Below are 26382 nucleotides of genomic sequence, written 5' to 3'. Positions count from 1 at the left end.
CATCGCCTGCGCGAGCCGTGGTGATCCCCGATCGTACAGTGGCGTTCGCCAATGGACTCTCCCATCGACGGCCGCTAACGTAGGGGCTACGGGGACCGGCCGACGGGGGCGGGGTAATACGCGATGAAGATGGTCACGCTGGTCGAGCTGACGGCCTTCGAGAAGATCGTTCCGTTGGCCTCTGGCTACCTGTGCGGCTACGCCCGGCTCGATCCCGAGGTCGACTCGGGCTACGAGTTCCGGATCTACGACGGTCCGGTGACCCTCGACCGGGACGCGGTGCTCGCCGATCTCGTCGCCCTAAACAGCGCCGTCTACGGCTTCAGCTGCTACGTGTGGAACATGGGCCTGGTCCGCTGGCTGCTCGCGGAGTTGCTCGCGCGCCGGCCGGACGCCCGGTGCATCCTGGGCGGTCCGCAGGTGATGAGCCACGCCCACGAGTACGTGCCCGATCGGCTGCCCAACGTGGTCGTCTGCAACGGCGAAGGCGAGAAGACTTTCCAGCGTTACCTGCGGGAGCTGCTGAACGACGAGCCGGACCTGTCCGCGGTGCCGGGAATCAGCTTCTGGCGGGACGACGAACTGGTCACCACCGAACGGCCCGAGCGCATCAAGGAACTCTCCGAGATCCCGTCGCCGTACACCAGCGGGCTCTACGAGCCGGGGAAGTACACGTTCGCGATCCTGGAGACCAACCGTGGCTGCCCATACAACTGCGGGTTCTGTTTCTGGGGCGCGGCCACCAACGCGAAGGTCAACCGGTTCGAGACCGAGCGGGTGCTGGACGACATCACGTGGATGAGCGAGACCGGCTGCGTGACGATCTTCCTCGCCGATGCCAACTGGGGCATGGCCCCGCGCGACGTCGAGTTCACCCGGCACATGCTGGCGTGCCGCGAGCGCACCGGGTTCCCGATGGTGATCTCGATGAACGCGGCCAAGAACAAGCCCGAGCGGGTTGCCGAGATCACCAAGCTGCTGGTCCAGGGCGGCATGCTGACCAGCCAGCCGATCTCGTTGCAGACGATGGACTCCGGCGTGCTGAAGCTCATCGATCGCAGCAACATCCGCGCCGAGACCTACACCGCCCTGCAACGCACGCTGCGCGAGCAGAACATCAGCTCGTACATCGAGATGATCTGGCCGCTGCCCGGCGAGACCGTTGCGTCGTTCCGCGAGGGCATCACCGCGCTCGCCCGCGCCCGTGCCGACACCATCCTGGTGTATCCGCAGATGTTGCTGCACAACACCCCGATCTACGAGAACCGGGAGCGCTACGGGATCAGTCTGCGCCGGGTGGACGATGTCGTGGCCGAGGCCGACATCGTGGTCGGGACCAGGTGGGTCACCGAGGACGACTATCACGAGGGGTCCGCCCTCTACTACGCGGTCCACGCGCTGTACAGCCTCCGCGGCCTCTACTACCTGGCGAATCACCTGGATCGCAGCGGCCAGATCACCTTCGGAGACCTCTACGCCGAGGCCGCCCGCTACTTTGCCGGGCGGGTGGCGGACTCGCCGATCTGCCGGTTCATCGACGAGTCGGTGCATGGGCTGGGCAACTACTACCTGCTCAACGGTGGCCGGCTGGCGCACCTGACGCTGCACGCGGAACGCGACCACTTCACCCGGCTGCTGACCGACTTCGTACGCACACAGCCGTTCTGGTCCGACGCCGACGCTCGCGCCATGTTCGAGCTGGACCTCCTGGCCCGCCCGTACATCTACCGGGAAACCCCGGCCATGCCCGACTACCCGTTCACCGAGTTGGACGTGCGCCCTCGCGACGACGGGTTCGAGGTCACCACCCCGGAGCTGGTCGGCAGCCTGCTCAGCGAGCTCGACATGGGCGGCCGGGCGGTCGACGGGCCACTGCTGCTGCGCCACCCGGTCCGCCACAAGCTGCCCTACCTGCGGCACCGCACGCTCGACGACAACATCTCCTACTGCCAGGGCATGACGCTGCACCTGCGGGAGATGCTGCCGGAGTGGACGCCCGCGGCGACGCTCAGCGAAACACCCCGCCATTGACGTGCAGCACCTCGCCGGTGATGTAGCCGGCGTCCGGGCTCACCAGGAACGCGACGGCGTGGGCGACGTCCTCCGGCCGGCCCACCCGGCGGACGGGCGTCTGCGCCGCGACCATCCGCTGCAGCTCCGTGAAGTCGACGCCGAGCCGGCCGGCCGCCGCCCGCGTCATCTCGGTCGTGATGTAGCCCGGTCCGACCGCGTTCACGGTCACCCCGAACGGCCCGAGTTCCAGGGCAAGCCCGCGCACCAGCCCCAGCACGCCGGCCTTCGCCGCCGCGTAGTTCGCCTGGTCGCGGTTGCCCAGCACGGCGGCCACGCTGGACAGGGTGACGATCCGGCCGCCCGTACCGCCCACCAGGTAGGGGCGAACCTCCCGGCACATCAGGTACGCCGCGCGCAGGTTGACCGCCTGGACGACGTCCCAGTCGTCGTCGGTCATCTCGGCCAGCGGGCCGTCCCGGATCACTCCGGCGTTGTTGACCACGACGGTGGGTGGCCCGAGCCGCTCGGCGACGGCAGCGACGGCGGCGCGCACCTGGACCGGGTCCGTCACGTCGCCCGGCACCGGCAGCGCCCGGCCACCGCGCACCGTGATGTCCGCGACGACCTGGGCGCAACCGGCCGCATCGACGTCGAGGACCGCCACCGCGAGGCCGTCGGCCGCCAGCCGCGCGGCGGTGGCGGCGCCGATGCCCCGGGCCGCGCCGGTGACGATCGCGACCCGCTGCGGCGGGCCGGCATCAGGCGAGGCCACCGGCGGCCCGCAGGTTCTGCCCGGTCAGCCATCGGGCGTCCGACCCGACCAGGAACGCGACCACGTCGGCCACGTCGGCCGGCTGGCCCAGCCGGCGCAGCGGCGTCATCGCGGCGGCCATGTCCAACGCCTCCACCGGCTGCGAGGCGCGCAGCATGTCGGTGTCCACCGGGCCCGGCGAGACCGTGTTGACGGTGATCCTCCGTAATGACAGCTCCCGCGCGGCGACCAGGGTGAGCTGCTCGAGGGCCGCCTTGCTCGCCGCGTAGAGGGCGATGCCGGGCGCGTGGAGCACGGTGTTGGTTGAGGAGATGTTCACGATGCGGCCGCCCCGGCGCATCCGGCGGGCCGCCTCCTGGATCAGGAAGAATGCCGCCTTGACGTTCACCGCCATGAGACGGTCGAAATCCTCCTCGGTGCTGTCCGCGATACTCGCGACCCGTGTCTCCCCCGCGTTGTTGACTAGCATGTCCAGGCCTCCCAGGCGCTCCTCGGCCGCGGCGAACAGGCCACGGACAGCGGTCAGGTCGGTCAGATCGACGCGGATCGCGCAGGCCCGGGCGCCCGCCTCGGTGAGTTCGGCGACGAGCTGGTCGGCCAGGTCCTCGCGGGTGCGGTAGCTGAAGGCGACCGCGGCGCCGTCGCGGGCCAGCCGTTGCACGACGGCTCGCCCGATGCCCCGCGAGCCGCCGGTTACCAGCGCCGTCTGTCCGCTGAGGATTCCGTTCATCCGCTCCACCGTTCCCTCCTGGGCCGCTCAGCCCGGCATCAGGCCGCCGGAGACCGCGATCACCTGCCCGGTGATGAAGCCGGCCCCCTCACTGACCAGGAACGCGACGGCGCAGGCGACGTCCTCGGGCTGGCCGACCCGGCGCAACGGCGTCTGCGCGGCCACCACGCGTTGCAGCTTGTCGAAGCTGACCCCAAGGTTCGCCGCGTTCGTCGCGGTCATCTGCGTCGCGATGTACCCGGGGGCCACCGCGTTGACCGTGATGCCCTCGGGGCCGAGTTCCAAAGCCAGTGCCCTGGTGAGGCCCTGGATGCCGGCCTTGGCCGCGCAGTAGTTCGCCTGGTTGCGGGTGCCGAGCGCGGCCATGCTGGAGATGTTGACGATCCGGCCCCACCGCTCGCCACCGAGATGCGGGCGGACCTCGCGGGTGACGAGGAAGGCGCCACGCAGGTTGGTTGCCATCACCTCGTCCCAGTCGTCCTCGGTCAGCTCCTCGATTGGCGCGTCCCGGGTCAGGCCGGCGTTGTTGACCAGGATGACCGGCGGGCCGAGTTCGTCCGCGATCCGGGCGACCGCGGCCGTGACGTCCCCGTGATCGCTGACGTCGGCGGCGATCCCGAGTGCCCGCCCACCGGCGGCGGCGATCCGCGCCGCGACCTCCGCGCACGCCTCGGCGTCGCGGTCCACGACGGCCACCGCGTGTCCGTCCTCGGCCAGCCGAACCGCGGTCGCGGCACCGATGCCGCGTCCACCGCCGGTCACCACCGCGACCCTCGCTGCTGTGCTCATCCTGCCTCCTCTGCCGACCGCTCCCACCGGCCAGCGGCACGCCACAGCTCGGCCGGGCGACCGAACCGCAGCGCTTCCACGGCCGCCGCCCGGTAGTACCGGTGGACCGGCGCCGATCCGGTCAGGCCGAGCGCGCCGTGCACGTGCACCGCTGCGGCCGTGATCTCGAGGGCCAGCTCACTCGCGTAGGCCAGCGCGCGGGTGGCGGCCAGCCCGGCCGGCGCCCCGGTGTCGTCACGCCAGGCCGCCTCGTGCACCAGCAGTCGCGCGGCTCTCAAGTGCGCGAGCTGCCGGGCCAGCGAGAAGGCGATCGCCTGGTGGCTCAGCAGGGCCTGCCCGAACTGGTGGCGCTGGGCCGCCCGCTCGACCGCCAGCCGATGCGCCCGGGCCGCCAACCCGGACAGGTAGGCGGCCTGCCGCACCCGGGCCCGGTACAGCGGACGGGGCGGCCGGCCGGCCGGGCCGGTGCCGGCGACCTCGGCCCAGAGGGCGCCCGACCGCCGATGCACCGCCCGCAACGCGCCCGCGCCGTCCACCGCCACCACCACGTCGGCGTCGTCCGTGCCGCCCGACAGCGCCACCCGCACCGTGCCGGCGACGACCGCCGCACCCCGGTCCCGGGCCAGCGCCGCGTCCTGGCCGCCGAGTAGGTCGAGGAGGAGCGCGGCGGCGCGGTACCCGTCCGGCGCGACCCGGCGGCCCAGCTCGTCGCAGACCACAACGGCATACCCCAGCCCCAGCTCCAGGCCGCCGGCGGCGGCCGGGGCCTCCAGCGCGTACAGCTGCAGGCCGGCGAGGCGGTCGTGGACCGGGCCCGGGAGCTGGTCGTCGCCGAACCGGTCCAGCTCCCCGCCCACCGCCCGGCCGAGGGCCAGCTGATCCGGGTCGAGCTCGAGATCCATGTCAGCCTTCCGCCGCCACGGCATCGGTCAACTGCTCGGCCAACGTGCGCAGCATCATCTCGGAGGTGCCGCCGGCCAGCGTGAGGCCCGGCGCCTCCCGGTAGGCCCGGTCGACGTCGACCGGGAGCCGTCCGTCGTCGTCGAGGCCGTGCCGCGACAGCGCCCACGTCGCGACAGCGGCGGCGAGTTCGCTGCCGTACCACTTGGCGACCGGAGCCCGCGTCGGGTCGGCATCGCCGCCTGCGACAGCCAGCGAGGCCTGCCAGGCCAGCAGCCGGGCGGCGGCCACCCCGGCACCGTAGCGTCCGGTCCGCTCCAGTTCGTCGGGATCGTCAGGGGTGGCCCGACCGGCCAGGTCGAACCAGCGGGCGGCGCGCAGCGCGAAGTCGAAGCCGGTGCGCTCGAACGCGAGCGCGCGGGTCAGCAGCGCGAACCCGTCGTCGAGTGCGCCGATCAGGGCGGCCTGGTCGACCGCGACGCCGTCGAGGTGGACGAGGGTGAACTGCTCGTCGGGTAGGCTCGGCATCCGTTCGATCCGGACGCCGGGCGCGCGGAGGTCGACCAGGAAGAGGCTGAGACCGTCGTACCGGGTCGAGGCGGGCGAGGTGCGGGCCGCACACAGCCCGACGTCGCAGCGTTCGCTCAGGTTGAACGCCTTGCTGCCGGTGATCCGGAACCCGTCGGTCACCGGCTCGGCGGCCGTGGTCAAGGCGCCGAGGTCGGAGCCGGCGCCGGGCTCGGTGTAAAGGATGCTGGCGAAGATCTCGCCGCGCGCGAGCCGCGGCAGCAGGTCGTCGCGCTGGTCGTCGCGGCCGCACGACAGGATCAACTGACCAACCGTCAGGATGCTGTTGACCAGCAGGGTGTCCGGGATGCCGGCCCGCATCAGCTCCTCGAGGGCGATGACGCCGCACCGCGCGTCGCCACCACCGCCGCCGTAGCCTCGGGGCCAGTGCGGGGCCAGCAGGCCCGCCGCGCCGAGGAACCGATAGAGCGGCCGCTCGTCGCGCTCACCGGGGTCGGGGTGGGCGAGGTCGGCGAGAAGCTCGATCGCCTCCGGCGCCGCGAGGACGGCGCGGACCCGGTCGCGGAACTCCACGTCCGAGGCCGTGGGGCTGAAGTCCATGCGCCACCGCCTATTCCCCCGTCGACGTCGCCCGCCGATCATAGCAATAATGTAAATATTTGCGGAGGTAGATGGTGACCTGAGCGGCGGGATAGACTCCCTGTGTTGTCTTCTGCGGGGAGGAGACCGGGCGGGATGTCTCGCGTCATCAAGCGGGCGGCGCCACCAGCGCGCGACTCGCTGGCGAGCAGGCGCGACGCGTTCCTCTGCCGGATCCACGCCATCGCCGCGCCACCGCCCGGCCCCACCAGAGCGGCCACCACGGCGGACCGGCCCACCCGCTTTCCCGAGGCAACCGCGACCGGCCCCGCGCCGCCACCGCGCCGGATGCGCTGCGTGACGGCGATTCCCGCCGGCACCGATCCCGGTCCGCTGCTCGCGGCGGTGGTCGCCACACTGAGCCGGTACACCGGGTGGCCACGGGTCGCGATCGGGCTGGTCCGCCGCACCGGTGGCCGGGCCGTGCGCGGCGGACTGGACGTGACGATCGAGCGGGGCGACACGCTGGCCACGATCGCCGCCCGGCTGACCGACGTGGCCCCGGCACCCGGTACGACCCCCCGGCCGGTGACCGTACGGCTGCGGACGCCCGGCGACCTGCTCGACGACGGGATCGCCGACGGCTTGGTCATCGAGGCGCTCCCGGCCGCCGGCCGGCTGACGGCCGAGTTCGACGCCGACCGGCACGACCACGACACCGTCGTCCGGTTCCTGCGCCACTGCGCGCGCACCCTCGAGCAACAGCCCGACACCCCGGTTCTCGAGGTGCCACTGCCCGGGCCGAGCGAGGTGCCGCCATGGACCGGGGCCACGCAGCCGTCCGACGGGGGCACGCTGGTGGACCTGTTCGAGGCGACCGTCGCTCGCCATCCCGACCACCCGGCCGTCGGCCCGCTCAGCTACGCCCGGCTGGCCACCGAGGCCCGCCGGTTGGGCCAGTACCTGCACGCCACGGTCGCGGCCGGCCCCGAGGACCGGATCGGCATACTGATCGGCCGTGGCGACCCGCGCTGGGTGATCGCCTGCCTCGGCGTGCTCTACGCCGGCGCGGCCTGGGTCCCGCTCGACCCGGACACTCCGCCCGCCCGGGTCTCGGCGCTGCTCGACCGGGCCGCCGTGAAGACCACCGTCACCGACGGCCGGCTGGCCGCGCAGCTGGCCGGCCGGCCGGTGGTCGACCTCGACACCGACGCGGGGCAGATCGCCGCTGCCGACGACGCTCGACCGGCCGGGCCGGTCGACGCGCGCAACGCGGCGTACGTCATCCACACCTCCGGCAGCACCGGCACGCCGAAGGGCGTGGTCGTGCCCCACGCTCCGGTCGTCAACTTCGTGCGGGCGATGGCCCGGCTCTTCGCCCTGACGCCGGCGGACCGCATCCTGCAGTACGCCTCCCCCGGCTTCGACGTGTGGGTGCAGGAGGTGTTCACCGCGCTGCTCACCGGCGCCTCGGTCTGGCCGGTCGACGATGCGCAGCGGCTCTCCCTCGAGGAGTTGTCGCGTGTGCTCGAACGCGACCGGATCACCGTGGCCGAGTTGCCACCGGCCCTGATGGAGTCGATGGACGCCGACCGCTTCCCGGATCTGCGCATCGCCTCGGTCGGCGGTGAGGCGTTCCCGGCGTCGCTGGTCGCCCGCTGGCGGACGGCGCGGCGGCGGGTCGTGAACGGGTACGGACCGACCGAGGCAACCATCGGCGTCATCTACCACGACTGTCCCGCCCAGCTGCGGTCCGCGCCGCCGATCGGCCGGCCCGTCGACCAGCACCGGGCCCACGTACTCGACGGTCGGTTACGACCGGTGCCGCTGGGCGCGATCGGCGAACTCTATCTGGGCGGCGCCGGCCTGGCCCGCGGTTACCTGGGCGATCCGGCAGCGACCGCGGCGGCGTTCGTCGCCGACCCGTTCGGGCCGCCCGGAGCCCGGCTCTACCGCACCGGCGACCTGGTCCGCCAGGACGGGGCCGGCGAGTTGATCTTCGTGGGTCGCCGCGACCGCCAGGCCAAGGTGCACGGTCAGCGGGTCGAGCTGGGCGAGATCGAGGCCGCGCTGGCTGCGTACCCGGGCGTCCGCCGGGCCGTGGCCGACCTCGCCAACGAACGGCTCTCCGCCTATCTGGTGGCCGACCGGCACCTGGACGTGGCCGCACTGCGCCGCCACCTCGGCGAGCGCCTGCCCGGGTACATGGTGCCCGGCCGGCTCGTCCAGGTGGCCGCGATTCCTCTCAACGTCAACGGGAAGATCGACCGGACCGCGCTGGCGTCGGCCTCCCCCGCCCAGGCCGCCGCGCCGTCGACGGCCGGGCCGGCCGACGGCATCGCCGCCACCGTCCTTCGGTTGTTCGAGGAGTGCCTGCGACAACCACTGCCGGAGCCGGCCGAGACCGCCGACTTCTTCGCCGCCGGCGGTACGAGCCTGCAGGTCATCCGCCTGCTGAACCGCGTACGTCAGGAGCTCGGGGTCGACGTGCCGGTCCTGCGGTTCCTGCGGGAGCCGACCCCGGCGACGTTGTCCACACTGGTCGGCACGGGTGCGGACACCGGCCGTCTGGTCCGGGCCCCCGAGGGGGCGGAGGTGCCGCTGTCGGCCGGGCAGCGCGGGCTCTGGTTCCTCGACCGGCTCGGCGCGGACCCGGCGGCCTTCCACGTGCTGGAGGCCCACCTCATGCTGGGGCCGCTCGATCCGCGGGCGCTGCGGCGGGCGGCCGAGTCCCTGGTCCGTCGGCACGAGATGCTGCGCACGCGGATCACCGTCCAGGACGGGATCCCTTCGCTCCGGGTGGATCCCACCGGCTCGTTGGACTGGGAGCAGGTCGAGCTGGCCGACGTCGACCGGTTGCCGGAGGTGCTGCGCGAGCTGTGGTCCCGGCCGTTCGACCTGGGCGCCGGGCGGCTGATGCGGGTCGCCCTGATCCGGCTCGGCGCCCACGAGCACGTGCTCTGCCTCGTGGTCCACCACCTGGCCTCGGACGCCCGGTCCACCGAGGTGCTCTTCGAGGAGCTCAGCCACGAATACCTGGCGGCCGACGCGGCCCTCCCGGCGCCGGACGCACGGTACGCCGACTTCGCCTGGTGGGAACGGGAACGGCTGGCCAGCGGCGCGCTGGACGACCAGCTGGCCTACTGGCGCGAACGACTCGCCGGCCTCCCGCCCACCGTCGAGCTGCCGCTGGACCGTCCCAGGCCGACGGTGCCACACCACGGCGGCGACACCGTGCGCTTCGAGGTGGCGGCAGAGGTGACCGAGCGGGCCCGGGCGATCAGCCGCGAGGCGGGCACCACGCTGTTCGTGACGCTGCTCACCGCATTCGTGGCGTTGCTCGCCCGATACTCGCGTACCGGCGACGTGGTCATCGGCACACCGGTCGCCAACCGCAGCCGACCGGAACTCGACCGGACCGTCGGGCTCATCGCGAACATGGTGGTGCTGCGCCAGGACTGCACGGCCGACCCGACGTTCCGCGACCTGCTCGACGCGGTCAAGGACACCGCGCTGTCCGCGTTCGCGCACCAGGAGCTTCCGTTCGAGCGGCTGGTGGAGCACCTCGAACCGGCGCGCGACCTGGGCCGCAACCCACTCTTCCAGGTCACCTTCCAGAGCTATGAGGAGCCGGGCGCCCGCCTACGACTGGCCGGCCTGCGCACCCGACCGGTGCCGGTCGCCGCCCCGGCCAGCCAGTTCGACCTGTCCCTGGTGGTGCAGGAGGGTGCCGACGGCCGGCTCACCGGCAGCCTCGTCTACCGGACCGCCCTGTTCGACCGGTCGACCGCGGTCCGGGTGGCCGGGCACTACCGCACGCTGCTGGCCGACGGGTTAGCCCGGCCGGATCAGCGGATTTCCCGGCTCGGGCTGCTCTCCGCCGCCGAGCGCGACGAGCTGCTCGTCGCCGGTAGCGGTCTCGGAGAGGTCGCCGCGCCGACGGTCGACGTGCTGGTCGCGGCGCACGCCGCGGCCCGACCAGACGCGGTCGCCGTGGTGGACGTGGGGCGCACGCTGACCTACGGCGAACTCGACGCCGCGGCGCACCGGCTGTCCCAGCGGCTGCACCGGGACGGGGTCGGCCCGGGCCGCCGGGTCGGCGTCTGCCTGAACCGGGGCGCGGACTTGATCGTCACGCTGCTGGCCGTCCTGAAGTCGGGCGCGGCCTACGTGCCGATCGAGCCGACCTACCCGCCGGCCCGGGTCGGGTTCATGCTGGCCGACAGTGGTGCGGCGGTGGTGGTCACGGAGCGGTCACTGGCCGGCGTGCTGCCCGACGGGACGCCTCAGATCCTGCTCGACGAGCCGCCCACGGAGGAGCCCGGCTTCCTCACGGACGCTCCCCCGGCTCGGCCCGACCCGGATGATCTCGCCTACCTCATGTACACCTCCGGCTCCACCGGCCGACCCAAGGGCGTGGCGGTGCCGCACCGCGCGGTGACCCGGCTGGTGCGCGGTCTCGACCAGCTTCGCATCGGCGCCGAGGACACGTTCCTGATGCTCGCGCCGGTGGCGTTCGACGCGTCCACGCTGGAGGTCTGGGCGCCGCTCAGCCACGGTGGCCGGCTGGTGGTCCACCCGCCCGGCGCGGTCGACCCGGGAGGGCTGGGCGAGCTGCTACGCCGCGAGGCGGTGAGCGTGCTGTGGCTCACCGCAGCGCTCACCAATCTCGTCGTCGACACGGTCCCAGCCGCCCTGGCTCCCCTGCGGCTGCTGATCACCGGCGGTGAGGCGTTGTCCGTCCCGCACATCCGACGGCTCGCGGCCGCGCATCCGCACCTGCTCATCGTCAACGGGTACGGGCCGACCGAGACCACGACCTTCGCCACCACCCACCCGGTGGCCGCCACCACCGACGCGACCTCGATACCGATCGGACGGCCGATCGGTGGCACCCGCGTCCACGTCCTGGACGTGCGGCTGCGGCACGTGCCGGCCGGCATCGCCGGTGAGCTGTACATCGGCGGCGCCGGCCTGGCGCGCGGCTACCACGGGCAGTCGGGCCGGACGGCCGAACGGTTCGTCGCGGACCCGTTCGGGGCGCCCGGCGAGCGGCTCTACCGGACCGGCGATCTCGTCCGGTGGACCACGGATGGCGTGCTGGAGTTCCTCGGCCGGGTCGACGACCAGCTCAAGATACGCGGGTTTCGGATCGAGCCGGGTGAGATCGTAGCCGAGCTGAACCGGCATCAGGCCGTGCATGACTCGTTCGTCCTTCCCCGCGGCGACGGGCTGACGACCGAGCTGGTCGCGCACGTGGTGACGGCCGAGGAGCCGGCCGTGCTGGTTGCCCACCTGCGAGAACGGCTGCCGTCCTTCATGGTGCCCACCGCCTGGATTCGCACCGACGCGCTGCCGCTGACCACCACCGGCAAGGTGGACCGCGAGGCGCTGCGCCGCCGCGGGCAGGACGTCGACCGGACGGCAGAACACTTGCCGCCGCGCACGGGGGCCGAGATCCGCGTGGCCGAGGTGTGGTCGCGGGTCCTCGGCCGCGATCGGGTGGGCGCCCGCGACGACTTCTTCGCCGTCGGTGGCAACTCGCTGCTGGCGACACGGATGGCCGCCCTGGTCGGCGACGCGTTCGGGGTGGAGCTGCCGCTGATCACGGTGTTCCGGCATCCGACCGTGGCGGAGCTCGCGGCCAAACTCGACCGGCGGCACGCCGACCCGGTCCCGGCCGGGCCGGCGGTGGCACGCGTTCCCGGCGGCCGTCCGGCGCCGCTGACGCCCGGCCAGCGCGCGCTCTGGTTCCTGGACCAGCTACGGCCCGGTGTGCCCGCCTACAACGTACCGCTGGTCGTCCGCCTGAGCGGCGAACTCGATGTCGAGGCACTTTGCGCCGCGGTGACCCGGACGGTCACGCGGCACGAGGTACTGCGCTCGGCCTTCGTGCTGGAGGACGAGCACGGGCCGGTCCAGCGGGTCCGCGAGCCGGGGTGTGTGGCGCCGGTCGTCGACGACGTGTCGGACCGGCCACTGGCCGAGGCCCGCCGGGTCGCCGAGAAGGCGGCCGCCTCGGACGCGGCAGAGCCGATCCCGCTCGCGACCGGGCCGTTGATCCGGGTGCGCCTGGTCCGCGTCGCGCCCCGTGAGCACCTGCTGGCGCTGACCGTGCACCATGCGGCGTTCGACGGCTGGTCGGTCGGCGTGCTGTGGGACGAACTGCGCGCCGGTTACCTCGGTCGGCCGCTGCCGCCACTGCCGGCCCAGGCCCGTGACATCGTCCCCGCCACCCGCCCGTCCGACCTGGCCTACTGGCGGCGGCAGTTGGCCGGGGTCCCGCTGGTGACACTGCCGCCCGACCGGTCCCGGCCGCGCCGCCCCTCCGGCCGCGGTGACCAGCTGCGCTTCCCGGTGCTGCCCGCGGCCGGGGCGGTCCGGCTCGCCGAGTTCGCCCGGCAGCACCGGGTCACCGAGTTCATGGTGCTGGTCACCGCGCTGTTCACCGTGCTGGCCGAGGCCAGCGGGGCGAGCGACCTGGCAATCGGGACGCCGGTGTCCGGGCGCCTGCGCCCGGAGACCGCCCCGCTCATCGGGTTCTTCGCCAACACCGTGGTGCTGCGGGTCGACCTGGGCGGCGACCCGGCGTTCGCCGCCGCGCTGCGCCGGGTTCAGGAGGTCACGCTCGCCGCCTTCGCCCATCAGGACGTGCCCTTCGAGGCCGTGGTGGAGGGCCTCAACCCCACCCGCGGACCGAATCATTCCCCGTTGTTCCAGGTGATCTTCTCGGTGCGTGACGACCGCGGGCGCGGGCTCGACCTGCCGGGCATCGAGGCCGAGACCGTCGAGGTCCACAACGGAACAGTCAAGTTCGATCTCGATGTGACGGTCGTGCGCGGCGACGACGGGGTCGACGGCACCGTCGAGTTCAGCACCGACCTGTACGACGCGACCACGGTCGCGGCGTTCGCCGAGAGCTACCGGGCACTCCTGGACACCGTCCTGGCGAGCCCGGAGAGACCAACCCATACCAACCATGCCGCAGGAGGACACCCATGACCACCGAACCGACCGCCGGCCCCGGTGCCGGTACCGAGCAGACCGTGCTGCGGATCTGGTCCGGCGTTCTGAAGAGGGACAGCATCGCCGGCGACGACGACTTCTTCGCCATCGGCGGCAACTCGATGTCGGCCACGCTGTCCACCTACAAGCTGCGCGAGGAGTTCGCGGTCGAACTACCGCTCATGCTGATCTTCGAGAACCCGACCGCGGTCGAGCTGGCCAAGGCGATCGACGAGTTGGTCGCGCAGAAGGGCTGAGCCGGTGATCGAAGCGGACGACTATCCGTTGTGGAACAGTCCGGCGATGAACGCGTACCTGAAGACCCTGTCCCCGTCGGTCATGCTGACCGAGGGGCGCGGGGTCCGGGTGCGCGACAGTGGCGGGCGGTGGTTCCTGGACGCCCGGTCCGGGCTGTGGAACGTCACCCTCGGCTACGACCACCCGGCCGTCCGCGAAGCGATCAAGCGGCAGGTCGACGCGCTCCCGTACGCCAATCTGATCGGCTACGGCCGGCCGGCAGAGATCGCGGTGACGGCCGCCAACGCCCTTCTCCCGCACCTTCCGCCGAATCTGAAGAAGGTTCGGTACTGCAGCAACGGCTCCCAGGCGAACGAGACGGCGATGTTGCTGTCCCGGTTCCTGCACCGGGCGGCCGGCCAGCCGGACCGGACGGCGGTATTCGGCATGTGGCGTGGCTTCCACGGACTCGGCGCCGCCGGTGGCGCGCTCACCGGCCTGCCCTACGTCCACCGGCAGGCCGGACCACTGCTGCCGGACGTGCGCCACGCGCCCGGCCCGTTCGAGCCGATGGGTGACGGATCGCGCAGCGACCTGGAGCGCACCATCGAGGACTACGGGCCCGAGCGGGTCGCCGCGGTGGTGGTGGAGCCGATCGTCGGCGAGGGCGGCCACGTTCTCGGCGCAGACTACCTGCGCTCGCTGGCCGCGTTCTGCCGCGCGCGAGGGATCCACTTCGTCGTGGACGAGGTGACCACCGGCATGGGGCGCACCGGCGCATTCACCCGCACCGGGCAACTGGACGTCGACTCCGACATCCTCCTGCTCGGTAAGGGACTGACCTCCGGGTACGCGCCGCTCGCCGCAGTCGTGCTGTCGGACGAGATCTTCGCGCAGCTCTACGACCTGCCCTACACCCGGCAGTTCTTCATCGGTTCCACCAACGACGGCCACCCACTGGCGCTGGCCGCCTCCATCGCGGTGATCGAGACGTTGGCCAAGGAAGGCCTGCTGGACAATGTGACGGCGCGCGGTGAACAGCTGCACGCGGGCCTGCTCGCGCTGTCCTCGCGACACCCACGGATCACCGCGGTCCGGGGCTCCGGCTTGATGTACGCGGTCGAGCTGGGCCACTCTGACGGAAAGCCGGTCGAGGAGGCGGCCACCAATCATCTCCGGCTGGCGATGGAGGCGCGCGGGGTTCTCGTCTCCACGCTCGCGCTGTGGCCGGCGATCATGATCATTCCACCGCTGATCATCGAGCCCGCCGAGATCGACGAAATCCTGCTCGCCCTGGACCTGGCGTTGGACGACATCGCCGTCCTGTTCTGAGCCGCGATCAGCCCAGGCCGAGAAGCGCCGGAAGCAGCTCCGGACGCGGGGCACCGCCGGTCAGCACGGTAGCGACCCGGCGGCCAGGGCCGGCGCCGGCCGCGACCGCAGCCAGCCCGACGGCGCCGGTCGGCTCGACCAGCAGGCCCAGCGTGCCGGCGATCAGGCTGGTGGCCCGCAGGATCGCCGCGTCGTCGACCAGCACCATGTCGTGTACGAACGCCCGCAACCGACGGACCGCCGCAGGGTGAGGCCGATCGACGGCGATCCCCTCGGCGATGGTCTCGACGGCGCCGGACACCGGGTGCCCGGCCCGCCAGCTGGCGGCGACCGCCGGTGAGCCGGCCGCGCAGGCGCCGATGATCCGGGTACGCGGCGAGTGCGCCGCGAACCACAGCGCCACGCCGGTGACCAGAGCACCGCCGCCGACCGGCAGCACCACCGCGTCCAGGTTCCCCGCCCTGGTCAGCAGCTCGGCGCCGATGGTGGCGGCTCCCTCGGCGATCTCCGGCTCACCGCCGGTGACCAGCATCCGGCCCGGTTCGGCGCCGACGTGGTCGCGCAGCGTCCGTTCCACGGAGTCGGTGTCGCACGCGGTGACGGCCCGTACCTCGGCGCCGCAGGCGACCATCCGTGCGCGCTTGGCGGGGTTGACGTCGGGCGGGACGAAGACATGCACGCCCAGCCCGTGCGCCCGGCCGGCGTAGGCCACCGCCACCCCGAAGTTGCCGCTGGTCGCGCAGACCAGGGTGGGCGCGGCGCGGTCATGACGCCGGGCCACCCGGTGCGCCAGGTACGACGCGCCGCGGCCTTTGAAGCTGCCGACCGGGTTGACCGTCTCCACCTTGACCAGCACCTCCCGTCCGATCGCGGCGCACAGGCGGTCGTCGACGAACTGGGGGGAGTCGCGGAACACCGGATCGACCATCCGGGTCGCCTCGGCGACGCGGTCCAGGTTCAGCTCCAGGTCCAGGTCGCTCATCGCAGCTGGACCGAGGTCGGCAGGGCCGCGAAGCCACGGGCCTCGGCCATCACGACCAGCCGCGCGCCCGCCTCGTCGATCTCGAAGTCGGCGACGCTGGCGACCAGCTCCTCCAGCGCGACACGGGCTTCCAGTCGAGTGAGCCGGGCCCCGAGGCAGAAGTGTCGCCCGTTGCCGAAGCTGAGCTTGCTGGAGGTGTTGCGGCGCAGGTCGTAGTCGTCGCCGTCGGGGAACACCGCCGGGTCGCGGTTGGCCGAACCGGTCAGCAGGAGGACCCGGCCGCCGGCCGGGATGACCGCGTCGTGCAGCGGGATGTCGACGGCTGCCGTGCGGGCGGCGAACTGGTTCGGGTTGTCGAACCGCAGTGTCTCCTCGATCCAGCCCTCGATCTCACCGGCGAAAGCGATCTCCCGCTGCCGCGGGTAACGGCTCGCCCAGTACCACGCCTGGCTGAGCAGTTGGATGATGGTGTCGTTGGCCGCCGCGGTGATCAGGTTAAGGAACGCCACCAGTTCCTCGTCGGTGATACCGGCGCCACGGTCCACGTCGTCGAGCACCCGGGAGACGAGATCGTCGCCGCGCTCCTCGCGCCGCCTCCTGACCAGGGCGGTGTAGTAGTCCATCAGCTCCAGCGTCGCCTCGAGCGCGACGATGGGCACGTCGTGCGAGCCCTCCTCGCGTGCCACGACCGCCTCGGCCAACCGCCGAATAAGCTCACGATCACCGGCCGGAATGCCGATGACCAGCGACATCACGTCGATCGGGAACGTCGCGGCAAAGTCTGTCACGAAGTCGAACTCACCGGAGGGCAGCACCGCGTCGAGCCGGGCCCGGACGAGGTCACGCACGGCCGGCTCGATCTCGCTCAATCGCTGGTTGAGCGCGCGGTAGACGGGCATCCGGACGTTCGTGTGCCGGGGCGGATCCATGCCCAGCACCGACGCGTACCGCCAGGCGTTCGGCCCCCAACTGGCCGGCTCGATGGTGTTGCCGTTGACGTTGGAGAAGCGGACGTGGTCGAGGTAGCCGGCGGCCACGTCCGCGTGGTGCGACAGGGCCCAGAAGTCCAGCTCGTCGTTGCGATAGACCGGTGCCTCGGCGCGCAGCCGCGCATACACCGGATAGGGATCCGCGTGAGTCGCCGGATCGTATGGGTTGTAGTGCACGACCACGCTCCACCCCGCCCCCGTCGCACCGTGGTGGCAACCCTATCGGTATCGCCTGCGCCATTGAAGACCCACGATCCAGCGCGGTCCGCCGCACCCACCGGTCGGCGGGCAGCAGGCCCGCATGGAGTGAATCGGTGGAAAGTCACGCCACTCGTCGAACCAATGGTCGGACAGATGGCGCCGGCATGTGTTCACCGAGCGGTACATCGAGGCGTCGCCGACAAGCACGACGTACCGCTCCCCCGCCACGGCGTAGCGCACCGGCAGGCTGGCCGGCCGCCCGTCGGCGGCGCGGTAGCGCACCTCGCACAGTTGCCCGTCGAGCAGGCCGTGCAGGCGCCGGAACGTAGGACCTCCAGGATCAGCCGGTTGACCACCGCCGGCGGCCAGTGGGTGTGCCGGTGCCGTCGGGCGGGACGGGCGTCGCTGTCAGCCATGAGCTTCCTCTTGGTCCGCGTACCCCCTTGATGCTCGCCCCCGGGGGTGGCCCAGGCGCAGGGTCTTCCGGCCCGGTCCGGCGGACGCGTCCGCGCCGGGTCAGCCGGTGTGCACGGGGCCGCCGAGTCGGGTCGGGCTCCTGCCGGCGCAGGATCTCCCGGGTGACGGAGGCGATCTCGCCCTGACCGAAGATCGGGTAGCGCAGGAAGTTGCCGGCCGGGTTGCCCTCGGTCCACTCGAAGTAGACGTGGGGTCGGCGATGGGTCAGGTCGCGGATGTGCAGCAGAAGCGCGGCGAGGGCGTTGGGCACGGAGGAACTGGCCAGCCGGAGCACCCGCAACCTGTGCCACAGCCACGAAGTCTCACCTCTCCGACCGAGCCGTGCCAGCCGATTCTACAAGTCGCCGGCTGCGCCCGTGGCGGCGAACACCTCAACCGCGTCGCGTAGCCGGTCGAGAAAGCCGATCAAATTCACTGCCACCACGTCGAATCGTGGGTCATCGCTGCGGTAGACACCAGAGACGATCTCGCCGGCAGGAAGCCGGTACACCGGCGAGCCGGTCACCGCGCCTACCGCGGACAGGTTGCCGCCACCATCACTGGCGAACACGACCACATCAGCGGTGAAGCGCCCCCGAATGGACGTCACCTCCCGGGGCGCGACCAGGCCGGGTTCGTGGATGAAGTAGCCGTTGCCGATGTCCGGCAGACCTACTTCGCGCACATGCCGGTACCACACGAGCAGATCACCGGGCAGACGCGTGCCCGCGAGCGAGGCGAGCTCCTCCTCCCCCGCCGGGCCGCCGATCGTGTGCCGGTCCGGCGGGTAGCCGAACCGGACTTCGAATCCCGGCAGCATGCCGACGAGCTCGCGCGCGATCCTGCACCAGCACGGCCAGGAGCGGCCGCCGTAACTGTCCCCTGAAAGCAACCACGCAACAACCCGGACCCCGCCGATTGAAGCGCTGAGAGAGAACGCTTCTAGGTGCCCGCTCTGGCCAAGCGTGGTCGTGAGTGAGCAGTCTCGGCTCCGCAAGCAACTGCCTATCGACGGAGCGAGACGTGACGACAACTGCCACAAGTATGAGCAATCCGGACCTGCTGACCGGGTGGATCGATCGCGAACAGAAGCGTGCGGCCGCGAGTCGCCCCGACGCGACTCCCTCCGGCCGCGGGCTGAGGTTCGCGTTCTACGGACGAATGTCAACGAAGGACTTCCAGGACCCGGCATCGTCGTACCACTGGCAACGTGAGGTGGCCCTCGGCCTGACCGCAGGGCGCGGCACGGTCGTGGCCGAGTTCTTCGACATCGGACACTCCCGCCGCAAGACGTGGGATGAGCGTCCGCAAGCCGCAGCGCTACTGGATGCGCTCGCTGATCCCGATTGCGCGTTCGACGCAATCGTGGTCGGTGAGTACGAACGCGCGTTCCACGGCAACCAACTACTACACCTCGCCCCAGCCCTTGAGCGCCACGGCGTACAGCTGTGGCTACCCGAGACCGACGGCCCACTCGATTACCACAACCCCACTCACCGGGCGTTGATCATGATGTTGGGGGCTCAGTCCAAACGCGAGGTACAGCGCGCGCGGTTCCGGGTCATGGCCGCGATGCAGGCACAAGCCCGCGAACAGGGACGCTACCTCGGCGGCCGGCCACCCTACGGCTACCGGCTCGCCGACGCCGGGCCTCACCCGAACGCCGCCCACGCCCGTTGGGGCCGCCGGCTACGCCGGCTCGAACCCGATCCGGCCACCGCCCCACACATACGGTGGATGTTCGCCCAACGCCTTGCCGGCCGCAGCGTCGCCAGCATCGCCCGAGCACTGAACGAAATGGAGATTCCCTGCCCGTCCGGCGTCGACCCGGACCGCAACCCGCACCGCAGCGGAGACGGATGGACCCTGCGCACGGTCGCCGCAATCTTGAGCAACCCCCGCTACACCGGCCGAGAGGTTTGGAACCGGCAACGCACCGACCACAACCCCGTCGACCACCAGCGCAGCGAGGTGCACCGGTTGAACCCGGCCGGGGAGTGGGTGGTCTCTAAGGAGATGGCGCACGCCGCGCTGGTCAGCGAGGAGGACTTCGTCACCGCCCAATCCATCCGATGTAACCCGACCCCCGAGGACGGCCACGCCCGCACGTTCCTGCTGTCCGGTCTGCTGCGCTGCGGCCACTGCGGGCGGCGGATGGAATCGCACTGGGTGCACGGCCGAGCCGGCTACCGCTGCCGGCACGGGCACACCAGCGCGAAGCTCCCATGCGGCCTCAAGAACATCTACCTACGGGAGGACGACCTACTTACCAGCCTCACGGCAGACATTCACCGCAGCAGCAGGCAGGGCCAAGCGAGGCGGCGGGCTCACGCCCTTGCGCCAACGGAGGTGGTAGCGATTCTGCGCGAAAACCAAATGACCATCATCTCCCATGGCAACCCCTGGGACTTGACCCTCACATCCGATCGCCGATAGCACACCGGCGAGCCAAGCGCAATGCCCACCGGAGATTTCCGTGGGGTATTAACGTGTCCGAGGGGGGACTTGAACCCCCACGCCCTATACGGGCACTAGCACCTCAAGCTAGCGCGTCTGCCATTCCGCCACCCGGACCTGCACGTACCAGCCTACCTGGTCGACCAATGTGAGTTACTCGCCGCATCGGTCGGCCCGGCGGGCCGCACGGGGCATTACTGTACACGGCCCAGAACGATCATGCACATCAGCTCCCGGGCGGCACGTTTGCGCAGGTCAGCTGCCACAACAATCGCGTGGGTAGCGCGCAACAGGCGATTCCGGGCAGCATTGCTCACGTGTCCCACCCCTCCCCGTTGATCGCCACTCAACACCAGGCCCTCGCGCTGCGCGCCGCGGGTGACCTGACAAGCGCCCGCCGCCTGCTCGCCGACGCGATCATCGCGGCACGCCCGGCGTACGGCGAGGACCACCAGGACGTCATGGCCACCGGTCACCTGCTGGCCCGGCTGCACCGCGAGGCCGACGACCCGGCCGCCGCCCGGCGCGTACTCGAAGAGGCCTACGCCGCCGGCGAGCGCCGCCGCGGCGAGGCCGACCCGCTGATGCTCGCGCTCAGCTTCGACCTGGCCGGGGTGTCCGAGGAGCTTGGCAACCGGCACGAGGCCCGCCGCAACTACAGCCGCGTGGCGACCGTAGGGCCCGCCGTGCTCGGTCCGGACCACCCAGCGGTACGCGCGGCCCGCCAGTACCTCGGCGGCTCCGCCGCCGCTCCCGCGGGCTATGGCCCCTTCCCCGGCGGCTTCGCCGCCGCTGCCGGTCCGCACGCCGCTCCGACCCTGCCCGGATACCCGAATCCGGGCCGCCCCGGGCACCCCGATCAGTCCCTGCCCCGGCATCCGAACCAGGGCCCGCCCGCAAGCCCCGATCCGGCGCTGCCGGGAAGCCCTGGTCCGGCCCGGCCCGGTCCCGCCTCCTCCGGGTACCCCGGTCACGGGCTGTCCGAGCCCACCGTCTCGCTGCGGGCGGTCACTCCACCGCACCCGCCCGCACCGCCTCGGCCCGTCACCCCGGGTGTGCCCGGGGCGAGTCCGCCGGTACCCGGTTCGCAGTGGGCTCCCCGCCCGGGCCCGGCACCGCAGGCGCCCCACGCCGCGCAGCCGGCTCAGTCCGCGCCGAACCCGCGGGTCGCTCCGCCACCCCCTGTGGCACCTGCCCCGCCGCAGCAGCCTCCCGCAACCGGACCGAGCGGACCCGCGAGTCCGTGGGCGCCGCCCTCGCCGCCTGCCTCCGAGGCGACGACCCGGTTCGCGCCCATCACCGAGGAGGCGACCACGCGGTTCGCGCCCATCACGGATGAGGCGACGACCCGCTTCCCGGTAGTGCCCGTCGAACCCACCGCCCCGGCGAGGCCACCGGCTGCCGGGACAGCCCCGCAGGTTCCCGGTGTCCGCCCCGTGCCCCCGGCTCAGGGCGTCATCCCGGTTCCCCCGGCGCAGCGTGTCCCCCAGGCACCACCGGCGACGTACGGCCGACCGGCCGCCGCTCCCGGTGTGACCCCGGTGCCGCCCCGCACCCCCGTCACGCCTTCGCACCCGGCCACCGCCGGCACGCCTCCGCAGGCACCCGCACAGATGCCCGGAACCATCGGCGCTCCCGCGCTGCCGATGCCGGGAACCGCCGGCACATCCCCACTTCCGCCCCCGCCGGTCATCCCGCCGCCGCCCGCGCCGCCGGTCACCGAGGTGCCGCCTGCCGGGATCACTCCGCCACCGTCGCGGGCGCCCTCGGCGGGACTCCTGCCGCCGCCTCCGGCCGTCCTGCCGCCGGCGCCTCGCGTGCCGGCTCCGGCAGCCGGCGACCTGCCTCCGCCACCGGCCGTTCCGGTCGTCCCGCCGGTGTCGTCCCCGCCCGCTCCGCAACCGGTCACCCCTCCGGCCGCGGCAGCGCCACCGGCGCCCACGCCCCAGCCGGTGGCCGAGTCGGCGCCGGCCGCTGCCACCGCACCGACGCCGGCCTCCGCACCTGTACCGCCGCGACCGGCACCCGCCCCGCGGGCGACTCCCACGGCCGAGGCAACCGCTCCCCCACGGCCTGCCGCGGAGCGGACGGTCGGCACCGGCACCGGCACCGGCACCGACGTTTCCGGCCCGGGTACGACACCGCCTGTCCCGGGTGGACCGGGCTGGGACAAGCCGACGATCCAGGTGCAGCAGATCGGCCCGCTGCTGGAAGAGGAGGCGGCGCGCAACGCCGCGACGGCGGCCCCCGGCGCCCCGGCCAAGCCCACGGTGACCGGCGCCGCCAGCGAGACCCCGGCCGGCGCAAGGCCGGTCAGCAGCCCTCCGATCGGCGCGCCCTCGCCCAGCGGACGGCCCGAGGGATCACCGCCGATCAGCGCGCCGCCCGCCGTCTCGTCCGAGGCCGCCTCGTCCGTGACGCCTGCGGTGAGCGCGCCGCCGGCGAGCACATCCCCGATCAGCGGACCGCCGGCTACGGGTGACGGCGACGCTGCCGCGAGCGTGATGCAGCCGAGCGCGCCCTCGCCGGGTGTGCCGAGCACCGTGGGCGCGCCCGCAGCCGGTGCCCCGGCGGCAGACGCGCCATCGCCGCCCGCCGCGCCCCAGATCAGCGCTCCACACGCCAGCGCTGCGCCGATCAGCGCGCCACCCGGATCCGGCTACCCGTCGCTGGCCGGCGCACCACCCGTCAGCGGTCCTCCTGGACCGCCGATCAGCGCACCACCCGCGCCCGCCTACCCGCCAGCGGTCAGCGCGCCGCCCGCCGGGTACCCGCCGGTCAGCGCTCCCCCCGGCACCTATCCACCGCCCGTCAGCGGACCACCCGCCGCACCGGTCAGCGCGGCACCCGTCAGCGGTTCCTCCGTACCGCCGTGGGGCATGGTCGCGCCGCCGTGGAGCAGCGCCGCCCCGTCCCAGCCGGTCGACCGGCCCACCGCCCCGGAGCCGGACGAGGACGAACCGGCACCCGCCGACGCGGCGGACGGGCCGGGCTCCGACACGGCGGAGCCGAACCGGCAGATGACGATCTACGAGGACCTGCTGGACTTCCCCGAGCCCGCCCGGCCGGAGTCGCCGGGCGAGCCGGGCCAGCCGGAGCCGGGCGCCTGGCCGGCGACCCCGCCGATGTTCCACCAGCCGCCGCCGGTCCAGCCGCCGGACGCGTACCCGATAGAGCCGGAGCGGTCCGGTCGGACGGTGCTGGCCCTGGTCGTCGGCGGTGCGGTGCTCGCGGTGCTGGCCGCGGTCGGTATCGGCGCGGTGTTGCTGAACCGGGAGGCAGCGCCGCCACCGGCCCCCGTGCCCGCGTCCGGTGCCGCGTCGCCGAAGGTGGCCGGTCCGCCGCCGGGGGACCTGAAGCTACGCGACGACACCACCACCGTCACGGTGACCTGGACCGATCCGACGAACGGCGGGGTGCCGTTCGTGGTGGCGGGTGGCCGGGCCGGGCAGAAGCTCGGGGTGATGGCGACTGTCGACGCCGGGCAGACCCGCTACACGGTGAACGGGTTGAGCGCGAAGCTGGACTACTGCTTCACGGTGCTGGCCGTCTACTCGACCGACTCGTACGCCACCTCGGGTCAGGTCTGCACGGACCGGGAGGCCGGCGGCACGGCGAACTGAGCGCCTCGGGCGACACGCTCGGTGTCCACAGGAGGACGGTGCGGGTTTCACCGGCTCCGGGCGGCACCTATGATGGCTCCCGGCTCTGGGGAGGGTCGGCCGTGCTCGGTGTCCCTCCCCCACCGACGCGGGGAGGCAGCCGGCAGTGACCACCATTGAGGACGTCACGGGCACCGGGCCGGCGCCGGCCCGGCCACGGCCGCGGATGCGCGGCGGACTCGTCACCATCGGCACGGTGGCCGCGCTGCTGGCCGCGATGGGCCTGACGGTGCTCGGGCTGGGTGCCGCCGACAACGCGGTGGCGAGCTTCGACGCGTCCTCCTGGTTGTGGAGCACCACCCGCAGCGAGCTGGCCCGGGTCAACGGTGTCACGGCGAGGGTGGACACCCGGATGGAGGTGCCGGGCGGGCGGCGGCACCAGATGCAGGTGGCCCAGACCGACCGGCTGCTGATCCTGCGCGACCTCAACACCGGTCGGGTCAGCTCGCTGGACCTGGCGACGTTGCAGATCACCGCCACCACGCCGACCGCGCCGGGGCTCGGGGTGAGCGTGGCGCTGCACGAGGACGCGGCGTTCGTGGTGGACGCGGTGCAGGGCATCGTGCGGCAGCTCGACCCGCGGGCCCTGACGCCTGTGGGTGAGCCGGTCCGCTACCCGCCGGGCATCACCGGCGGCACGCTCGACGGCGCCGGCAAGCTGTGGGTCGCGGTGCCGAGCGAGGGCACCGTCTCGGCGGTGACCGCCGCCGAGCTGCCGGAGACGCCGGGTGACGCGCCGCCCGCCGGGCTCAGCCCGAAGCGCGTGGAGACGTACGACGTGGCCGAGCCGGCGCACGAGCTGGTGGTGTCCACGCTGGACGAGGGCGTGGCGGTGCTGGACCGCACCTCGGCGTCGCTGGTGACTGTGGTCGGCGGGCAGACGAAGCGGGCGCAGCTGAGCATGACCGCGCCGGGCTACCTGCCGACGCGTACCAGCGGGCAGCAGGTGCCGGTGACGGTTCCCGGTGAACGGTCGGTGCACGTGGTGCGGGACAGCCGCGAGGTGAAGCGGTTCACGGTGCCGGGCGACGGCGTCCGGCTCAGCCCGGCGGTGGCGTGGGCGGGCCGGTTCTACTGCGCCGACGAGAACACCGGCACGGTGTACGCCTTCGACGCCGAGGGTCAGCTCGTGCAGACCGTCAAGGGCTCCGGCCGGCCCGGCCCGGTCGAGCTGGAGGTGCGCGAGAACCACCTGTTCATCAACCCGCCCGACTCGTCGACGGCGCAGGTGGTCGACGACCGCAACCAGGTGCGTGAGGTCGACAAGTACGCAAACGACGTGCTCGGAGGCGACCCGCCGCCGGTCGCTCCGCCGCCGCCCCCGCCGAAGAAGCCGAAGGTGTCCAAGCCGGGTGCCCCGAAGTCGGTCACCGCCGCCGCCGGTGACGCGTCGGCCCGGGTGAGCTGGCAGGCGGCCGCGTCGAACGGCGCCGAGATCACCCGGTACGTGGTGGAGGGCGCCGGTCAGACCCACCAGGTCGGCGCGAACCAGCGTGCACTGGAGATCACCGGCCTGACGAACGGGGAGACGTACACGTTCTCGGTGCACGCGGTGAACGCCAAGGGCGAGGGGCCCGCGCGGCGCAGCAACCCGGTGGTGCCGACGGCCGAGGTGCCGGACCCACCGGCGTCGGTGACCGCCGAGGCGCGGCCGGACGGCACGGTGCGGGTGAGCTGGCCCGAGGCTGACGGCCAGGGCAACAAGATCGCGAAGTACGCGGTGACGGCGACCTCGGCGGGCGCGAGCGCCCCGGCCGGCGAGTCGCCGAAGACGGAGCTGGTGGTGCCGGCCGGGCAACTGGAGTACGGCACCCAGTACGCGTTCACGGTGACCGCCGTGAGTGAGAAGGGCGCCGGGTCGAAGGCGTCACCGGTGAGCAACACGGTGGTGCCGTTCACCGTGCCGAAGGCACCGACCGAGCTGCGCGCGTCCACAGTCGCCGACCAGCCGGGCACCGTCGCCGTGCAGTGGTCCCCGGCCCTGGACAACGGCCGGCCGGTGACGAAGTACCTGGTCGAGGCGGCCGGCAAGACCGTCGAGGTGACCGACGTGCGGGCCACCGTGGGCGGGCTGGGCAACGGGCAGAACGTGACGGTGAAGGTCAAGGCGGTGAACGAGGCCGGGCCGGGACCGGAGGCGAGCACCACCGCGCGCACGGTGGCCGAGCCCCGGATCACGGTGACCGGTTCGTCGGCGGACGCCACGTCGGTGACTGTGACGTTCACCGTGGACGCGGGCGGCGGCCGGGCCACCTGCACGGCCGCGACCGGCGGGAAGACGGCCAGCGGAAGCTGTTCCAGCCTGCGGGTGACCGGGCTGACGCCGGGTACCGCGTACACGGTGACGCTGACCGCGAGCAACGCCGCCGGTAAGGGCACCGCTTCCCGGGCGCAGGCCACAGACCCGCTGTACGGCATCGCCACCTGCAAGAACGGTCCGGACGGCGACCAGCGGACGTACTGCGACAAGGACGTCGACGGCCGCAACGGCAACGAGATCTTCGAGGTGCCGAGGCAGGACAACGACCGGCAGGCGGGCTGGGTGCCGGACGGCCGGCGGCTGCGCACGTACTGCAAGGTGAAGGGCGAGGACGTCGACGCCTGGATCTACAACAACAACAAGAAGAGCACCTGGTGGATCCAGGTGGACTACAAGGGCAAGACGTACATCCCGTGGGCCTGGCTCAACCTGGAGGGCGGCGACGACCTCGGCGTCCTGCCCACCTGCTGACCGCACGAGAGGCGCATCA

At 72.6% G+C, this 26382-nt stretch carries 16 protein-coding genes, 1 tRNA gene and 1 pseudogene; 8 read left to right on the top strand and 10 right to left on the bottom strand.

All coding sequences use genetic code 11. The features are described 5' to 3' along the window. The first annotated feature begins 123 nt into the window (after window positions 1-123). Entirely contained in the window at window positions 124-2031 is a 1908-nt protein-coding gene (locus tag AB0D28_RS16875) for a cobalamin-dependent protein (protein ID WP_269705221.1), read from the top strand. Here the strand turns inward: AB0D28_RS16875 and fabG (AB0D28_RS16870) are convergent. The 5 genes from fabG (AB0D28_RS16870) to AB0D28_RS16850 are packed head-to-tail and all read right to left on the bottom strand — an operon-like array spanning window position 2009 to window position 6332. After that, window positions 2009-2785 carry a 3-oxoacyl-ACP reductase FabG gene (fabG, locus tag AB0D28_RS16870; protein ID WP_269705220.1) on the bottom strand — a complete coding sequence of 259 codons (777 nt, stop codon included), beginning with the start codon at window positions 2783-2785 and terminating at the stop codon, window positions 2009-2011. The genes AB0D28_RS16875 and fabG (AB0D28_RS16870) overlap by 23 nt on opposite strands. Further along, window positions 2772-3515 (bottom strand): glucose 1-dehydrogenase, encoded by a 744-nt coding sequence (locus AB0D28_RS16865; protein ID WP_269705219.1) that lies wholly within the window; start codon window positions 3513-3515, stop codon window positions 2772-2774. The genes fabG (AB0D28_RS16870) and AB0D28_RS16865 overlap by 14 nt, the downstream gene beginning before the upstream one ends. 27 nt (window positions 3516-3542) lie before the next feature. Further along, a complete protein-coding gene (fabG, locus tag AB0D28_RS16860; RefSeq protein ID WP_269705218.1) occupies window positions 3543-4304 on the bottom strand; it encodes a 3-oxoacyl-ACP reductase FabG in 762 nt (253 codons plus the stop codon). Then, window positions 4301-5206 (bottom strand): acyl-CoA dehydrogenase family protein, encoded by a 906-nt coding sequence (locus AB0D28_RS16855; RefSeq protein WP_269705217.1) that lies wholly within the window; start codon window positions 5204-5206, stop codon window positions 4301-4303. The genes fabG (AB0D28_RS16860) and AB0D28_RS16855 overlap by 4 nt, the downstream gene beginning before the upstream one ends. Window position 5207: 1 nt before the next feature. Further along, window positions 5208-6332, bottom strand: a complete 1125-nt coding sequence (locus AB0D28_RS16850) for an acyl-CoA dehydrogenase family protein (protein WP_269705216.1) — start codon at window positions 6330-6332, stop codon at window positions 5208-5210. A 135-nt stretch (window positions 6333-6467) separates the two neighbouring features. Here AB0D28_RS16850 and AB0D28_RS16845 point away from each other — a divergent pair, with 135 nt between their 5' ends. From AB0D28_RS16845 to AB0D28_RS16835, 3 genes are read left to right on the top strand one after another with little or no spacing between them, the layout of a single operon-like run. Next, window positions 6468-13313: a non-ribosomal peptide synthetase gene (locus AB0D28_RS16845; protein WP_269705215.1), complete on the top strand. Its 6846-nt coding sequence runs from the start codon at window positions 6468-6470 to the stop codon at window positions 13311-13313. Continuing rightward, window positions 13310-13573 (top strand): phosphopantetheine-binding protein, encoded by a 264-nt coding sequence (locus AB0D28_RS16840; RefSeq protein WP_269705214.1) that lies wholly within the window; start codon window positions 13310-13312, stop codon window positions 13571-13573. The genes AB0D28_RS16845 and AB0D28_RS16840 overlap by 4 nt, the downstream gene beginning before the upstream one ends. Window positions 13574-13619: 46 nt before the next feature. Then, window positions 13620-14885 (top strand): aminotransferase class III-fold pyridoxal phosphate-dependent enzyme, encoded by a 1266-nt coding sequence (locus AB0D28_RS16835; RefSeq protein ID WP_269705213.1) that lies wholly within the window; start codon window positions 13620-13622, stop codon window positions 14883-14885. A gap of 7 nt (window positions 14886-14892) precedes the next feature. Here AB0D28_RS16835 and AB0D28_RS16830 read toward each other — a convergent pair whose 3' ends face one another. The 4 genes from AB0D28_RS16830 to AB0D28_RS16815 all read right to left on the bottom strand — a co-directional run bounded on the left by AB0D28_RS16830 (window position 14893) and on the right by AB0D28_RS16815 (window position 18333). After that, window positions 14893-15867 (bottom strand): PLP-dependent lyase/thiolase, encoded by a 975-nt coding sequence (locus AB0D28_RS16830; protein ID WP_269705212.1) that lies wholly within the window; start codon window positions 15865-15867, stop codon window positions 14893-14895. Further along, the gene (locus AB0D28_RS16825) at window positions 15864-16985 is read right to left on the bottom strand and encodes a cytochrome P450 (protein WP_269705211.1); all 1122 of its coding nucleotides are present in this window, start codon (window positions 16983-16985) and stop codon (window positions 15864-15866) included. Before AB0D28_RS16825 ends, AB0D28_RS16830 begins: the two co-directional genes overlap by 4 nt. A 412-nt stretch (window positions 16986-17397) precedes the next feature. Then, complete coding sequence (locus AB0D28_RS16820; protein ID WP_269705210.1) at window positions 17398-17784, bottom strand: hypothetical protein; 387 nt, start codon at window positions 17782-17784, stop codon at window positions 17398-17400. Window positions 17785-17868: 84 nt separating this feature from the next. Then, a complete protein-coding gene (locus AB0D28_RS16815) occupies window positions 17869-18333 on the bottom strand; it encodes a hypothetical protein (RefSeq protein ID WP_269705209.1) in 465 nt (154 codons plus the stop codon). 224 nt (window positions 18334-18557) lie between these two features. Here AB0D28_RS16815 and AB0D28_RS16810 point away from each other — a divergent pair, with 224 nt between their 5' ends. Further along, window positions 18558-19949, top strand: a complete 1392-nt coding sequence (locus tag AB0D28_RS16810) for a recombinase family protein (protein WP_269705208.1) — start codon at window positions 18558-18560, stop codon at window positions 19947-19949. A gap of 54 nt (window positions 19950-20003) precedes the next feature. Here AB0D28_RS16810 and AB0D28_RS16805 read toward each other — a convergent pair. After that, a tRNA-Leu gene (locus tag AB0D28_RS16805) sits at window positions 20004-20087 on the bottom strand. Window positions 20088-20245: 158 nt separating this feature from the next. Here AB0D28_RS16805 and AB0D28_RS16800 point away from each other — a divergent pair. The 3 genes and pseudogenes from AB0D28_RS16800 to AB0D28_RS16790 all read left to right on the top strand — a co-directional run. Continuing rightward, window positions 20246-20461, top strand: a pseudogene (locus AB0D28_RS16800) (hypothetical protein); the annotation flags it as partial. A 1695-nt stretch (window positions 20462-22156) separates the two neighbouring features. Next, window positions 22157-23593, top strand: a complete 1437-nt coding sequence (locus tag AB0D28_RS16795) for a hypothetical protein (RefSeq protein WP_357386745.1) — start codon at window positions 22157-22159, stop codon at window positions 23591-23593. A 205-nt stretch (window positions 23594-23798) separates the two neighbouring features. Continuing rightward, window positions 23799-26363, top strand: a complete 2565-nt coding sequence (locus AB0D28_RS16790) for a fibronectin type III domain-containing protein (protein WP_357386743.1) — start codon at window positions 23799-23801, stop codon at window positions 26361-26363. Window positions 26364-26382 lie beyond the last annotated feature (19 nt).

Origin of the sequence: Micromonospora sp. NPDC048169, from assembly GCF_040652815.1 — a bacterium.
Classification (GTDB): Bacteria; Actinomycetota; Actinomycetes; order Mycobacteriales; family Micromonosporaceae; genus Micromonospora.
This window is presented reverse-complemented; position numbering and strand designations above follow the sequence as displayed.